Raw genomic sequence first — 15,149 nt, forward strand, 5'->3', positions numbered from 1 at the left:
GTATAGGGACGAGTGTTTTTTTATGGATTTAAACATGCTAGATATTATGGTGAAAGGTGGAAGATGATATGAGTGACATGATTCAAATTACATTTCCAGACGGTAATACAAAGGAATTTCCGAAGGGGACAACAACTGAAGACATAGCAGGTTCAATTAGTTCAGGACTTAAAAAACAAGCATTAGCAGGCAAATTTAACGGAACAATGGTTGATTTACGTCAGCCATTAGAAGAAGACGGTGAGCTTCAAATTGCTACTTACCGTGATGAAGATGGCTTGGAGGTATTGCGTCATTCGACTGCCCACTTAATGGCACAAGCGATTAAACGTTTATATGGCAACGTTAAATTAGGTGTTGGTCCAGTAATAGAGAATGGCTTCTATTACGATATCGATATGGACGAAACGATTTCACCAGAGGATCTACCTAAGATCGAAAAAGAAATGAAGAAAATCGTTGATGAAGCTTTAGAAATTCAACGAGTCGATTTGTCACGTGAAGAAGCTAAGCAGCGTTATCGCGACTTAGGTGATGACTTAAAACTAGAATTAATTGATGATATTCCAGAAGGTGAACAAGTATCTATTTATGAACAAGGTGAATTCTTTGACCTTTGTCGTGGTGTTCACGTACCCCACACAGGCAAAATTAAAGTATTTAAATTATTATCTATTTCAGGTGCTTATTGGCGTGGTGACAGTGATAATAAAATGTTACAACGGATTTATGGGACAGCGTTTGAAAAGCAAAGTGAATTAGATGAATATTTACGCTTACTAGAAGAAGCGAAAGAACGTGATCACCGTAAATTAGGTAAGGAATTAGACCTTTTCACTGTCTCACAAAAAGTTGGCCAAGGCTTGCCACTATGGTTACCAAAAGGAGCAACAATTCGTCGTACTATTGAACGTTACATTGTTGATTTAGAAGAACGTTTAGGTTATGACCATGTGTATACGCCAGTGTTGGGAAGTGTAGATTTATATAAAACAAGTGGTCACTGGGATCACTACCAGGACGACATGTTCCCAACGATGGAAATGGACAATGAAGACCTAGTCCTTAGACCAATGAATTGTCCGCATCATATGATGGTTTATAAGAATCAACTATACAGTTATCGTCATTTACCCGTTAGGATAGCTGAACTTGGTACGATGCATCGCCATGAAATGTCAGGTGCTTTAGCAGGCCTGCAACGTGTACGTGCGATGACATTGAATGATGCACATATATTTGCTAGACCTGATCAGTTAAAAGAAGAATTTATACGTGTCGTTCATATGATTCAAAATGTTTATCAAGATTTTGGTTTAAATGATTATTATTTCCGTTTGTCTTATCGTGACCCAGAAGATAAAGAAAAATATGTAGATAATGATGAGATGTGGAATAGCGCTGAGTCGTTATTAAAAGAAACAATGGAAGAAATGGACGTTGAGTATGTAGAAGCAATCGGTGAAGCGGCATTCTACGGACCGAAATTAGACGTCCAAGTTAAAACAGCACTTGGTAAAGATGAAACGCTGTCTACAGTACAACTCGATTTCCATTTACCGAATCGCTTTGATTTAACTTACATTGGTGAAGATGGTAAGGAACATCGCCCAGTGGTGATCCACCGTGGTGTCGTATCAACAATGGAACGTTTTGTGGCTTTCTTAATTGAAGAGTATAAAGGTGCATTCCCTACGTGGTTGGCTCCAGAACAAGTTCGTTTAATCCCGGTATCACTTGATGCCCACGTGGATTATGTGAAGAAAGTAGAAGAGAAACTTCAGTATGCTGGTATTCGCGTTGATACGGACCTTCGAGATGAAAAGTTAGGCTATAAGATTCGTGAATCACAAACACAAAAGATTCCGTATTCACTCGTATTAGGGGACCAAGAGATGAATGATGAAGCGGTCAATATTCGTAAATACGGTGAACAAGATAGTGAAACACTTCCATTAGATGACTTTGTTAATCGCATAGTTGACGAAGTTCAAAATCGCAAACTATAATAAGCTAGGTAGTCTCTTATGAGAAGAGACTACCTTTTATTTTAATTAGTTCAGTTTTGGAGTAGAAAATGCAATTTGTCCCCTTAATTGAACTACTTTTTACATATGAAATTGTTATTTAAAATGCATGGTATTTTGTAATACAAATTGTATAAAATTTGAGGGAATTTTAAGACAAATAACATTTATAGGCTAAAATAATTTAAAGAACGTTATTCAACTAACGGGCAGGATAACTCAAAAAAGGGGGAGTAATATATGGTGGTTGCATCTTGGTATGTTGGATGGTTTTTAATGCCAATATTGTGTGTAACATTTTGTTTGAATTTAGTATCATTACTGAAAAAGATAAAGAACGAAGAAAAAACTACAGTTAATACCGTTTGGCTTACAATGTCTTTTACATTTATTATGTGGAGCATAGCAATTATAGCTTCAGCGGGCATTTATTAAACAAAGAGAAATTGTGAAGTATTGTACCTAAAGTAACGGGCTTTAGTTCAATAAGAGCTATGCATTATGAAGAAGAATGAACATTTTCCAATAAGGAATTTTGCTCTTTTTTGTTGTCAAAATTTCATTAGTTTCCGCACGTGATTTTGCAAGTCTTCAATAATTATTGTGTTTTTGTAAAATGGGATGCACTTTCCTATGTAAATAACAACTCAAAATACAACTGAACATTGGTATAACAATAAAAAGTGAGCATCAATTTGCTATGCAACTCAACACTCATTTTAAAATGCATTTTTATTGTTTGTACTCCAAAACTGAACTACTTACTTTTATTTGGGGATCTTTTAAAGTTTAGTGGTGATTTTAATGATTAAGCACTTAGTTGTTGAATTGTGAGAAGCGAAGGTGGCGACTCCTGCGGGAACAGCACGTGTCTCGAGACCCCGCAGGCCACGCTTTTGGGCCGAGGAGGCTCGAGCCGTGCCCGCGGAAAGCGTCCACCGAAAGCGGATCACAATATCAACAACGGACTTTAATTAAACCTTTAAAAACTGTTGACAGATGTTGTTCAACTCGTTATACTTAATAAAGTAATTGAATAAGGCGAACGAATGACAAGTAGAAGCACCCGCTTCTCACCTGATCGACGCAATAAAGCAGTTGGCAGGTAACTTAATTTTCGCATTTAATACGTCCAAAGCGTATCAAACGACGAAATATGGTAGTGTGGGTGCAGTATGTGTACCGACACTTTTTTTATGTGCAAAAAGCAAACATTGATACCCATCACTTGTCGGTTAACGCCTTAATTTTTAAGATTTTTTGGAGGTGGCTCACTATTAGCAAAGATATGAATGTTAATGAGGGAATCCGTGCCAAAGAGGTACGTCTCATTGATGTGAATGGTGAACAATTAGGAGTTAAATCACGTCAAGAAGCATTAGACATTGCGGAAAACGCAAACTTAGACCTCGTCTTAGTTGCGCCAAATGCGAAACCACCTGTTGCTCGTATTATGGACTACGGCAAATATCGTTTTGAACAGCAAAAGAAAGAAAAAGAACAACGCAAGAATCAAAAAACGGTTCAAGTTAAAGAAGTCCGTCTAACACCACAAATCGAAGATCATGACTTTAATACAAAAGCGCGTAATGCGCAAAAGTTCTTGAAAAAAGGCGACAAAGTTAAAGTTAGTGTTCGATTCCGTGGACGTGCGATCACGCACAAAGAGTTAGGCCAACAAGTGCTTGAGCGTTTCGCAGAGGCTTGCAATGAGTACAGCACAATCGAAACGAAGCCGAAGATGGAAGGCCGTAATATGTTCTTAATGCTCGCTCCGATTAATGAAAAATAAAGTGAGCAAACAAGACAATATTGATTCAAGGAGGATTTTATTATGCCAAAAATGAAGACGCATAAAAGTTCACAAAAGCGTTTTAAGAAAACAGGTACTGGTAAGTTCAAACGCTCTCACGCGTTCACAAGTCACTTATTCCGTAACAAATCTAAAGACCAAAAGCGTCGTTTAGCGAAACAAACAACGGTAGATAAGAGTGACGAAGCACGTTTAAACAAACTAATGCCTTATAAATAATATAAGGATCGTGTAAATAGAAAGATTTTATAGGAGGGATTTCTTATGCCACGCGTAAAAGGTGGAAATGTAACACGCCAACGTCGTAAGCGTACGTTGAAATTAGCTAAAGGTTACTATGGTTCGAAACGAACGTTATTCAAAACAGCAAAACAACAAGTCATGAAGTCAGGTCAGTATGCATACCGTGACCGTCGTCAGAAAAAACGTGACTTCCGTAAATTATGGATTGCACGTATTAATGCTGCGGCTCGTATGAATGATCTTTCATATAGTCGTCTTATGCATGGACTAAAACTTGCTGGTATTGAAGTTAACCGCAAAATGCTAGCAGATTTAGCTGTTAATGATGAGCAAGGTTTTGCTGAAATAGCTGAACAAGCAAAAGCAGCCTTAAAATAATAGGTTCATAAGAGTTGTCCTAATAAGGGCAGCTCTTTTTCTATATGAAAGAGGCGATTGTCATGGTCATTTTTTTAATAATTTTAATTATATTATCAAGTATCATCGGTTTTATCATGATGGGACTAGATAAATATTATGCTAAACAAAATCATTGGCGAATTTCAGAGCGTACCTTATGGGTAGTGGCGTTAATTGGCGGTGCTCCTGGTTCATGGTTTGGTATGATTACTTTCCGTCATAAAACCCAACATACCTCATTCCAATATGGCATGCCTATATTAACGATTATATGGATGGTGCTATTATTAGTGATTTAGCATGTCATAACAGCTCGTCTTATGTCATAGACTGATAATAAAGTGTGTGATAAGGAGCGGGTTGAAGATGGAACAACTATTATCGTGGTTTAATCAATTGGAAGAACATATTCCATATGTAACACCCGTTTTGTTCATTCTATTCCATATTATTCGCCCGATTCTATTTATTCCAGTTACGGTCATATGCATAACTGGTGGTTTATTGTTTGGTTTAACACATGGTGTGTTGTATTCATGGGTTGGAATTACATTATCTAGTGTAACGTTCTATGCCATGATGCACTATTCGAAGAGAGACCAACACTATTTAAATCGCTTAAGAGATTTGATGCAATATAAATTACAGGCCTTATCGACTTCTCAAATCGTATTATTACGATTAACGCCGTTTGTTCATTTTCATTTAATTTCATTGATTATGATTGAGTTAACTCGCAATTTTAAAGAGTATGTTAAATTGTCAGTTTTTACGAATATGCCACTAGCGCTTATCTATACGACTTTGGGTCAGTGGTTACACTCGCTACAATGGACTTATTTGGTTGGGTTTATATTGTTTTTAGGGCTGATGTTTTTTCTATTAAGACGGCGAGAATTGATTTGGTCATGGGATGAGTACTTTGCATTTAAAAACTAACCAAGTAGTTGACTTATTTAGGAGGAGAACTAATGGATTGGAAACGATTGTACCAATTACAAGCAGAGTTAGATCAGCATATAATGGATTCCATACCACAAACACGTCAGGGAGTTTATCATGATAAATTATTAGCTTTAGTAGTTGAAGTAAGCGAATTGGCTAATGAAACGCGATGTTTTAAATATTGGAGTCAAAAAGGTCCGAGTGATCGAGAGGTTATTTTAGAAGAATATGTTGATGGAATCCATTTCATACTATCGTTAGGCTTGGATTTAGGAATTGAATTTGATCAAAATGCATTACAATCGGTTGAAGTTGAGTCGTTAACTGATAGTTTCCATACGATTTATAGTCAAGTTGAACGATTAAAAACTGAACCTACACAGACGAATTATAACCAATTAATGAACCAGTATCTTGCATTGGGTCGTGCGTTGTCTTTCTCGACTCATGATGTTGTACAAGCATACTTGGCTAAAAATGAAAAAAATCATGAAAGACAAGATCTAGGTTATTAATTTTTTGAGAAATATTACGACTTCCGTTATAATTAAAAAGGTGTCAAAAAATTTTAAAAAAAGAGGAGGGCTCACATTGACCCAATTAGATGATCAACTTAAGATGTTGAAAGATTTAACGGACGCAAAAGGGGTTCCCGGAAATGAACGGGAAGCGCGTGAAGTCATGCAAAAGTACATATCACCTTATAGTGATGAGGTTTCTACTGACCATCTAGGTAGCTTAATTGCGAAAAAGGTTGGCCAAGCTGGTGGACCGAAAGTCATGGTAGCAGGGCACTTAGATGAAGTTGGATTTATGGTGACACGTATTGATGACAATGGTTTCTTATATTTTCAAACGTTGGGTGGCTGGTGGAACCAAGTCATGCTCGCACAACGTGTAACTGTTGTCACTCGCCACGGTGATGTAACAGGTGTCATTGGATCAAAACCACCACATATTTTAACGGCTGAACAACGTAAGAAACCTGTTGAGATTAAAGATATGTTTATTGACATCGGAGCGTCTAGCAAAGAAGAAGCAGAGGAATTTGGTGTACGCCCAGGAGACTCAATAGTACCTTATTTCGATTTTACAGTGATGAATAATGAGAAGATGCTACTGGCTAAAGCTTGGGATAACCGAATTGGTTGTGCGATTGCGATTGATGTCTTGAAGCAATTAAAAGGTGAAGATCACCCGAATGAAGTTTATGGTGTCGGTACAGTGCAAGAAGAGACTGGTCTTCGCGGTGCACGTACATCAGCTCATTCCATTAAACCAGACATTGGTTTTGGTGTGGATGTTGGTATTGCCGGTGATATGCCAGGTGTTTCTGATAAAGAAGCTGCTGCGCAATTAGGCGATGGCCCGCAAATCATTTTATATGATGCATCGATGATTTCTCATAAAGGTGTGCGTGATCTTGTTGTTGATACAGCTGAATCATTAGATATTCCATTCCAATATGATTCTCTAGCTGGTGGGGGAACAGACTCAGGTTCAATTCACTTAACAGCTGACGGTGTACCCTCATTATCAATCACAGTGCCAACGCGTTATATTCATTCTCATGCTGCTATGTTGCATCGTGATGATTATGAGAATGCGGTTAAATTAATCGTAGAGGTTATAAAGAAACTTGACCAAGATACTGTTGAAAAAATCACTTTTGGTTAATTAATAATTAAGATCAGTTACTATACTCCTGATTAAGTAGTGAATACTCTACTTAATCAGGAGTATTTTATATGGAATTCTTAAAACATTTTCACACTTTATTGACACATTTATGTTCCTCCTTATATAATATATTATTGTAAGCTAAATTCCGATTAAGTTTATAGGGATTATAAGAAATAGGTGATAAATGTGTTTTTAGAGCTTAAGGATGTTGCAAAGACATTCACAGGAGAAAAACAAGGAGCATTTGAAGTATTTTCTGATATTGACCTATCTATTGAAGAAAATCAGTTTGTTTCGATATTAGGTCCTTCTGGTTGTGGGAAGTCAACATTATTGGCTATGGTTGCTGGCCTGGAAAGTTTGACAGAAGGCGAGATGAAATTAGAGGGAGAACAGGTTAATTCACCTGGTCCTGACCGGGGCATGGTTTTCCAAGAGCCTTCCTTATTTCCATGGTTGAATGTTCAAGAAAACGTGACTTTTCCTTTGAAACATATGTATTCCAAGGCTGAGGCTCAGAAGAGAGCAAATGATTTTTTGAAAATGGTTCATCTAAGTCGTTTTAAGGAGCATTATACTTATGAATTGTCTGGCGGCATGCAACAGCGTGTTGCTATTGCTCGGGCTTTAGCAATGGATCCTAAGGTGTTATTAATGGATGAACCATTTGGCGCATTAGACGAACAAACGCGTCATATTTTACATGATGAACTAATGACCATATGGCGTGAGACTCAGAAAACTATTCTCTTCGTAACTCATAGCATTCAGGAAGCTGTGAAATTGTCTGATCGTGTGGTTGTCATGGGTACACGTCCTGGAAAAATTATTGCGGATTATTCTATCGATATTCCGAGACCAAGACATCGAGATCATCCAGACGTGATTCAATATGAAAAACAAATCATGAGTCTGCTTGAGGTTGAAATCAATAAAGTATTAAAGGAAGAGTTAAACTATGAAAATCGCGATTAAACGTTTATTATTCATCATTGTCATTTTAGGTCTTTGGGAAGGGATTCACTTAGCGAATTTTTATCCAGATTATATCGTTCCTTCGCCAATCACAGTATTTGATACTTTAATAAATGGGTTTATACAAGGTGACTTATTAACAGCCCTAGGCGCTAGTTTTAAACATTTAATCATCGGTTTATCTTTATCCATATTAATTGGAACATTGCTAGGCGTGATTCTAGGAAAGTCGAAGCAAGCTGATGAGACGGCTGGCATGTATTTAATTGCTCTTCAAAGTATCCCGAGTATTGTGTGGGTTCCTCTAGCCATCCTATTATTCGGATTTGGTGAGCTTGCTGTTATTTTCGTTGTCGTTGTTGGCGGAACATTTGTCATGGCACTTAATGTTCGTTCAGCGATTCATAGTGTTCCACCTCAATTCTTACGAGCAGCTAGAACAATGGATGCCCGAGGGTTTGAACTTTTTTACCGTGTTGAGATTCCAGCTAGTATTCCTTATTTCATCCAAGGTGTTCGTCTTGCGTGGGCTTTTAGTTGGCGTGCTCTAATGGCGGGGGAATTTTTGAGTAATGGTCCAGGACTGGGTTACTCACTCAGTTTCGCCCAAGACTACGCACGTATGGATCAAGTCATAGGAATTATCATTATTATTGGGGTCATTGGTGCTGTCGTAGACCAGCTAGTCTTTTCAAAATTAGAACGAAATGTGATGAAACGATGGGGTTTATTAAATTCATAAGAAAGGTTGATCGAAGTATGAAAAAATTTGTGTTGTTTTCAGTCATTTTAATAGTAGGGGCCTTATTAACAGCATGTGGTAGTTCTTCTGCAGAAGGCAGTGAGTCAGAAGAAATTACAATTGGGTATTTCCCAAATATTAACCATGTAGCTGGAATGGTTGCCGAAGAACAAGAGTTATATTCAGAAACATTGCCTGATGGTACTGAAGTTAATTATCAATATTTTCCTGATGGATCGGCGTTTATGACTGCAGTTGAAACGGGAGAAATTGAAGGTGGTTTAGTCGGACCAGGTCCAGCAATGAATCACTTCGCAAGTGGCGCTGACATCAATATTGTCGGAGCGGGTTCTAAAGGTGGTACGGTTATTATGGCCAGAAATGATGCAGGTATCGAATCACCTGAAGACCTAGCTGGGAAATCATTTATCTCGCCGAGAGTTGGCTGTACACATGATGTCCAATTTGAAACGATGATGAAAGAAGAATACGGATTAACATCTGACCGTGTAGGTGGCGAAATGAAACATGTAACGGGTAAACCTGCCACATATGCAAGTATGTTTGAAACAGGAAAAGTCGATGTCGGGACAGTACCTGAACCTTGGGCTTCCGTAATTGAAGAAGAAGGTACGGGTCAAGTGTTGGTTGATACACCTGAAGTAGCTTATGGTGAAACATTGCCAGCAGCAGTTTTCGTAACATCGCAAGATTTAGTCGACAATGAGCCAGAAAAAGTTCAGAACATTGTTGATGCACACAAACAAGCAACTGAATTTATTCAAAATAATCCAGATGAAGCGAAATCAATTGCGATTAAGAAGATAAAAGATATTACGGATCAAGAATTATCCCGATCTGTAATCGATAACGCTTGGGAACGTATTGAATTCTCATACGAAGTTGACCAACAAGTATTACAAGATTTCATTGATTCATCTTATGACTTGGGCTTTTTAGATGAACAACAAGACCTAGAAGGTTTGGTTAATAAGGAATTTATTAATTAAGAAGTTTGCTAAAAGAAGTTGTTGAAATTGTGATCCGCTTTCGGTGGACGCTTTCCGCGGGCACGGCTCGAGCCTCCTCGGCAACTGAAGGAACTTCGGCTAAATGCCGGACGTCCTGTCCGAACGCCGAAGTGACCCACATCCTGTGGCCCTCTGGGGGTCTCGAGACTCGTGCTATTCCCGCAGGAGTCGCCACCTTCGCTCCTCACAATTCAACAACTAACTGCTCAATCAATTAAACATAATTAGACTTAATTAACAAAAATTCCCCGATTACTATTTTGTGATCGGGGAATTTTTATAATGACAGTTCTTATAATTTTCCTGCTTCTTGTTCTAATGTTTGTAACATGGTTTCTTTTTCGTCTTCAGAAGCTTGTTGCCAATACATTTCAAATAACACGCCTAAACCAGGCAACATCTTTTCTTCACCACTATCAACCGCTTCTGCAATTGTAGCTTCCAGTTGATCCTCGTTGTGTCCGGCGATATTATTTTTAATAGCTTGTCGTAAATTTAAATCCATTCTAACCACCTCATCGCAATGTAATCTAATGGTAGTTTAACCAATGACTTTATAATTATGTATGATAAAATAGAAACTATAAGGAGCGTTCATGAATCATGATTGAATCAAAGCAAAATCACCGTGTTAAACGATGGAAAAAACTACATAAACGAAAATATCGTGACCAAGAAGGGCAAGCCCTTGTAGAAGGATGGCATTCAGTAGAAGAAGTCCTTAAAAGTGATTGGCATGTAAATGAATTGATTATTAAAGAATCGATCGAATTGCCACAAATATGGAAAACCTATGAACATGTTGTCGTAACTGAAGACGTATTTAGTGAATTATCCCAAACAGAAACAAATCAAGGGATTATTGCTGTGGTTGAACAGCCCCAAGAACAATCCATACCAACTGCACCACGAAAAATTCTTTGTTTAGACGGCATTCAAGATCCAGGGAATCTTGGGACCATCATTCGTAGTGGTTTAGCATTTGAAATTGACCTGATTGTTTTAGGTGAAGGTACAGTTGATGTATTTAATCACAAAGTTATACGAGCGACACAAGGTGCCTTATTTCATATGCCTGTTATCCGTGATGAGATTTTGAACTGGATTGATTATAGCAAGCAACACCAAATTCCTGTTTATGCCACAGCATTAGACCAGCAAGCCCTGCCTTTACATGATGTAAAAGGTGGCAATTCATATACGGTCATCATGGGAAATGAAGGGAATGGCGTTCGCCCAGAATTAATTCAACAAGCTGATTATTCGCTTTATATTCCAATAGCATCACAAAGTGAATCGCTAAATGTGGCTATCGCTTCTAGTATTGTTTTATATCACTTTCAACAATTGACTTGAAAAATAAATAAAAATTAATTATAATAATTCGTTAGAAGTAAATGAATAAAAGCAATGAATGAGTTAAGTAATTCACCGAAGAATACGTTTGTTAGGGACGGGAGTCAAAGACTGGAAGCTTCCGATACGTACGGTGTAATGAATTTCACTCAGGAGCTGGTGCTTGGACCTTACATTATGTAAGTAATAGTAACCCGGGAGGACAACTCTCGTTAACTTAATGAAGTGGGTATACATAAGTATATCAATTAGGGTGGTAACACGGTTTATAACACGTCCCTTCGTCGAGAAGGGGCGTTTTTTTATTGTCATTAAACTGACTGAGTTAAATAAGGAGGCGTTAATCGTGAAAGAACGTTTGCAATCGATCAAGGAAGAAGCATTGCAACAAATAGAAGATGTAAAAGATTCAAAAACGCTACAAGATCTACGCGTTAAGTACTTAGGTAAAAAAGGCCAAATCACTGAAGTATTGAAAGGCATGGGCAAACTATCCAATGAAGAAAGGCCTGTTATTGGTCAATTAGCTAATGAGATTCGTGATGCTATTACTGAAGCTTTAGATACGAAACAAGAAACGCTTGAACAAGTAGCATTAGAACAGCAGCTTAAAGAAGAAACAGTTGATGTAACGTTGCCTGGTAAACCTGCTCAAGTAGGTGGTTCACATCTGCTTATGAATGTCATTCGTGATATTGAAGATTTATTTACAGGCATGGGGTATGAAGTGGCTGAAGGCCCAGAAGTCGAAACAGATTACTACAACTTTGAAGCTCTTAATTTACCAAAAGGCCACCCAGCGCGTGATATGCAAGATTCATTTTATATTACTGAAGAATTGCTGATGCGTACCCATACATCTCCAGTACAAGCGAGAACCATGAATAAACATGAAGGCCGTGGTCCAGTCAAAATCATTTGCCCTGGGAAGGTCTACCGTCGTGATACAGATGATGCCACACACTCTCATCAATTTACACAAATTGAAGGGCTTTATGTGGATGAGAATATCCGCATGAGTGATTTAAAAGGAACCCTTAATACTTTAGCAAAACATTTATTCGGAGAAGATCGCCATATCCGTCTGAGACCAAGTTATTTTCCATTCACAGAGCCATCAGTAGAGATGGATATTTCGTGTAAAATGTGTAACGGACATGGTTGTTCTGTATGTAAACATACAGGTTGGATTGAAATGTTAGGTGCCGGCTTAGTTCATCCAAATGTTTTAGAGATGGCTGGATTCGATTCAGAAAAATATTCTGGCTTTGCTTTTGGTATGGGACCAGAGCGAATTGCCATGTTAAAACATGGCATTGAAGATATCCGTCATTTCTACACGAATGACGTCCGCTTTTTAAAGCAATTCCATCAGGTATAAGAGGAGGAATGAATTGATGTTAGTTTCAACAAATTGGTTAAAACAGTATGTCGATATAGATCATGTTTCAACAGAACAATTAGCTGAAGATATTACGAAAACAGGTGTAGAAGTGGAACAAGTCTTTGAACCTACATTGGTGAGTGATGACTTGGTCGTTGGTTACGTTACCGCATGTGATCAACATCCTAACGCTGACAAATTAAATCTTTGCCAAGTCGATGTTGGTAATGGTGAGATTGCACAGATTGTTTGTGGGGCAGACAATGTCGCAAGTGGACAACATGTAGTCGTAGCAAAACCAGGTGCTGTCTTACCTGGTGGCTTTAAGATTAAGAAAACTAAACTGCGCGGTGAATCATCAGAAGGGATGATTTGTTCATTACAAGAATTAGGGATTGATGAGAAATATATCGCTGATGATTATAAAGAAGGGATTTATGTCTTTAATGAAAGTGTCGAAGCAGGCCAATTAGCGGCTCCACTTCTTAATTTGGATGATGCGATTATAGAGTTTGATGTGACTCCAAACCGTTCAGATTGTCTCAGTATATTAGGGATGGCTTACGAAGTTGCAGCTATGTATGATCATGAAATTGAACTACCAAATAGTGAAGTGGATCAAGCTCAAGAACAATCGAGTGATTATGTGGATGTCACAATTGCGAATGAAGAGGCCAATCCATATTACGGCGCTTGGGTTATTAAAGACTTAACGGTTACAACGTCACCACTTTGGCTACAAAATCGTTTAATTAGTGCTGGTATCCGTCCAATTAATAATGTTGTTGACGTCACGAACTTTATTTTACTTGAATACGGTCAACCGCTTCATGCGTTTGATTATGATCGTTTCGGTTCTAATCAAGTCTTAACGCGCCTGGCTTTAGAAGGTGAAACGATTCAAACACTAGACGGAGAAGAGCGGACATTATCAAGTCATCATCTCGTGATCACAAACGGGGAAGAACCGCATGCCATTGCAGGTGTCATGGGTGGTGAAAAGTCTGAAGTACAAGATGACACAACAACGGTTTTACTTGAAGCGGCATATTTTGATCCCCAAACGATTCGACAAAGTTCAAAAGATCACGGAATCCGTAGTGAAGCGAGTGTCCGTTACGAAAAAGGATTAGATATTACACGCGTGAAAGAAGCCGCAAGCCGTGCAGCACAACTGTTAGCCTCATTAGGTGGAGGCCAAGTTTTAGGTGATATTGTTGAAGCAGGCTCAACAAGCTGGACGCCTTATGTCATTTCCTTTACAAAAACTGAAATGGTCAAACGAATTGGTGCTGACATCTCCTTAGAAGAAATGACTCAAATTATTGAGAGATTGCAGTTTGATTATGAGGTGGATGGTGAAACGATTACAGTTACAGCACCTCCACGTCGTCACGACATTGTCATTAAAGAAGATATGTTAGAGGAAATTGCTCGACTATATGGCTACGACAATATTCCGTTCACATTGCCAATTGGTGAAATGGATCAAGGTGGTTTAACGTCAAAACAGAAACAATTGCGAGCTGTTCATGATTATCTACAAGCAAGTGGTTTATATGAATCAGTCACGTACTCATTAACGACAGAAACGAAAGCTCAACACTTCATAAGTCCCGATGTACGTGAGTTAAACGTTTCACCTGTTAAATTGGCGATGCCTATGAGTGATCTGCACAGTCATTTACGTTTGAGTGCTGTTCCTGAATTGTTATCGAGTTTACAGTATAATGTTGCTCGTAACCAATACAATGTAGGTCTATATGAATTAGGATCTATTTACACTCAAACAGAAGGTGAAGGGACACAACCAAATGAAAGATTAAGATTAGCTGCTGCTGTAACTGGAGTGTGGAAAAATCACCCATGGCAAGGCGTTCAAAAATCAGTTGACTTCTTTGTTTTAAAAGGCATATTAGAAGGGTTATTCGATTATTTAGCAATTGACGGTATAGAATTCAAACAAGGTGAGATCGATGACTTGCATCCTGGTCGTACTGCATTGATTGAATTGAACAAGACAGTGATTGGTTACGTTGGGCAAGTTCACCCAACTGTCCAAAAAGAACATGACTTGCAAGAAACGTATGTTTTTGATGTGAATTTAGATGCCTTATTAGATGTCACGAATACACAAGCTGGCTACAAGCCAATCACGAAATACCCAGCGATTGCACAGGACTTAGCATTTGTAGTCGATCAATCAACTCCTGCTGCAGAGCTTGCAGAAGCTATTAAGGAAAAAGGTCAACCACATTTAGAGTCTGTGCGCGTTTTTGATGTTTACGAAGGTGAACACATGGAAACTGGTAAGAAATCAGTTGCATTCAACTTAATATTCCAGCATCAAGAAAGAACGTTGACAGACGAAGAAATAGACCAGGCACGAACTAATATTGTTGAGCACTTACAAGCAGAATACAATGCTATATTACGTGGATAAATTTCAACAATTTGATAGAGTCCATATAATTGTGTAAAAAGGGTCATTTTCCTCTCCACATGGTACAATGTTTTCAACCACAAAAACGATTACCAGGAGGAGAGTATT

At 38.3% G+C, this 15,149-nt stretch carries 16 protein-coding genes and 1 other annotated feature; of the genes, 15 read left to right on the top strand and 1 reads right to left on the bottom strand.

The features are described from left to right. Window positions 1-68: 68 nt before the first annotated feature. The 12 genes from thrS to J2S77_RS10975 all read left to right on the top strand — a co-directional run bounded on the left by thrS (window position 69) and on the right by J2S77_RS10975 (window position 9,837). Window positions 69-2,009, top strand: coding sequence for a threonine--tRNA ligase (gene thrS / locus J2S77_RS10920; RefSeq protein WP_306977287.1), 1,941 nt, complete (start codon window positions 69-71; stop codon window positions 2,007-2,009). A 258-nt stretch (window positions 2,010-2,267) separates the two neighbouring features. Beyond that, window positions 2,268-2,462 carry a hypothetical protein gene (locus tag J2S77_RS10925; protein ID WP_306977289.1) on the top strand — a complete coding sequence of 65 codons (195 nt, stop codon included), beginning with the start codon at window positions 2,268-2,270 and terminating at the stop codon, window positions 2,460-2,462. A gap of 613 nt (window positions 2,463-3,075) precedes the next feature. Then, window positions 3,076-3,228 (top strand) — a sequence feature (ribosomal protein L20 leader region). 87 nt (window positions 3,229-3,315) lie between these two features. Further along, a complete protein-coding gene (infC, locus tag J2S77_RS10930; RefSeq protein WP_306977291.1) occupies window positions 3,316-3,819 on the top strand; it encodes a translation initiation factor IF-3 in 504 nt (167 codons plus the stop codon). A gap of 42 nt (window positions 3,820-3,861) precedes the next feature. Continuing rightward, the gene (gene rpmI / locus J2S77_RS10935) at window positions 3,862-4,059 is read left to right on the top strand and encodes a 50S ribosomal protein L35 (RefSeq protein WP_167260664.1); all 198 of its coding nucleotides are present in this window, start codon (window positions 3,862-3,864) and stop codon (window positions 4,057-4,059) included. Window positions 4,060-4,104: 45 nt separating this feature from the next. Continuing rightward, complete coding sequence (rplT, locus tag J2S77_RS10940) at window positions 4,105-4,461, top strand: 50S ribosomal protein L20 (protein ID WP_306977293.1); 357 nt, start codon at window positions 4,105-4,107, stop codon at window positions 4,459-4,461. Between the two features lie 62 nt (window positions 4,462-4,523). Next, entirely contained in the window at window positions 4,524-4,781 is a 258-nt protein-coding gene (locus J2S77_RS10945; RefSeq protein WP_306977295.1) for a DUF1294 domain-containing protein, read from the top strand. A 67-nt stretch (window positions 4,782-4,848) separates the two neighbouring features. Beyond that, the gene (locus tag J2S77_RS10950; protein WP_306977297.1) at window positions 4,849-5,421 is read left to right on the top strand and encodes a TVP38/TMEM64 family protein; all 573 of its coding nucleotides are present in this window, start codon (window positions 4,849-4,851) and stop codon (window positions 5,419-5,421) included. A 32-nt stretch (window positions 5,422-5,453) separates the two neighbouring features. Continuing rightward, window positions 5,454-5,942 carry a dUTP diphosphatase gene (locus J2S77_RS10955; protein WP_306977299.1) on the top strand — a complete coding sequence of 163 codons (489 nt, stop codon included), beginning with the start codon at window positions 5,454-5,456 and terminating at the stop codon, window positions 5,940-5,942. A gap of 76 nt (window positions 5,943-6,018) precedes the next feature. After that, the gene (locus J2S77_RS10960; RefSeq protein ID WP_306977300.1) at window positions 6,019-7,104 is read left to right on the top strand and encodes a M42 family metallopeptidase; all 1,086 of its coding nucleotides are present in this window, start codon (window positions 6,019-6,021) and stop codon (window positions 7,102-7,104) included. Between the two features lie 192 nt (window positions 7,105-7,296). Next, window positions 7,297-8,085, top strand: a complete 789-nt coding sequence (locus J2S77_RS10965; RefSeq protein WP_306977302.1) for an ABC transporter ATP-binding protein — start codon at window positions 7,297-7,299, stop codon at window positions 8,083-8,085. Continuing rightward, complete coding sequence (locus J2S77_RS10970) at window positions 8,069-8,827, top strand: ABC transporter permease (protein WP_306977304.1); 759 nt, start codon at window positions 8,069-8,071, stop codon at window positions 8,825-8,827. Before J2S77_RS10965 ends, J2S77_RS10970 begins: the two co-directional genes overlap by 17 nt. Before the next feature lie 17 nt (window positions 8,828-8,844). Next, entirely contained in the window at window positions 8,845-9,837 is a 993-nt protein-coding gene (locus J2S77_RS10975; RefSeq protein ID WP_306977306.1) for an ABC transporter substrate-binding protein, read from the top strand. A 313-nt stretch (window positions 9,838-10,150) separates the two neighbouring features. On the opposite strand, the gene sspI is transcribed toward J2S77_RS10975, so the two are convergent. After that, window positions 10,151-10,363: a small acid-soluble spore protein SspI gene (gene sspI / locus J2S77_RS10980; protein ID WP_306977308.1), complete on the bottom strand. Its 213-nt coding sequence runs from the start codon at window positions 10,361-10,363 to the stop codon at window positions 10,151-10,153. Window positions 10,364-10,461: 98 nt separating this feature from the next. On the opposite strand from sspI, the gene J2S77_RS10985 reads away from it, so the two are divergent. The 3 genes from J2S77_RS10985 to pheT all read left to right on the top strand — a co-directional run bounded on the left by J2S77_RS10985 (window position 10,462) and on the right by pheT (window position 15,041). After that, window positions 10,462-11,214, top strand: coding sequence for a TrmH family RNA methyltransferase (locus J2S77_RS10985; protein ID WP_306977310.1), 753 nt, complete (start codon window positions 10,462-10,464; stop codon window positions 11,212-11,214). A gap of 346 nt (window positions 11,215-11,560) precedes the next feature. Then, window positions 11,561-12,595, top strand: coding sequence for a phenylalanine--tRNA ligase subunit alpha (pheS, locus tag J2S77_RS10990; protein ID WP_306977312.1), 1,035 nt, complete (start codon window positions 11,561-11,563; stop codon window positions 12,593-12,595). Window positions 12,596-12,611: 16 nt separating this feature from the next. Next, entirely contained in the window at window positions 12,612-15,041 is a 2,430-nt protein-coding gene (gene pheT, locus J2S77_RS10995) for a phenylalanine--tRNA ligase subunit beta (RefSeq protein WP_306977313.1), read from the top strand. The last annotated feature ends 108 nt before the right edge of the window (window positions 15,042-15,149 follow it).

This window comes from Alkalibacillus salilacus, from assembly GCF_030812915.1.
Lineage (GTDB): Bacteria > Bacillota > Bacilli > Bacillales > Alkalibacillaceae > Alkalibacillus > Alkalibacillus salilacus.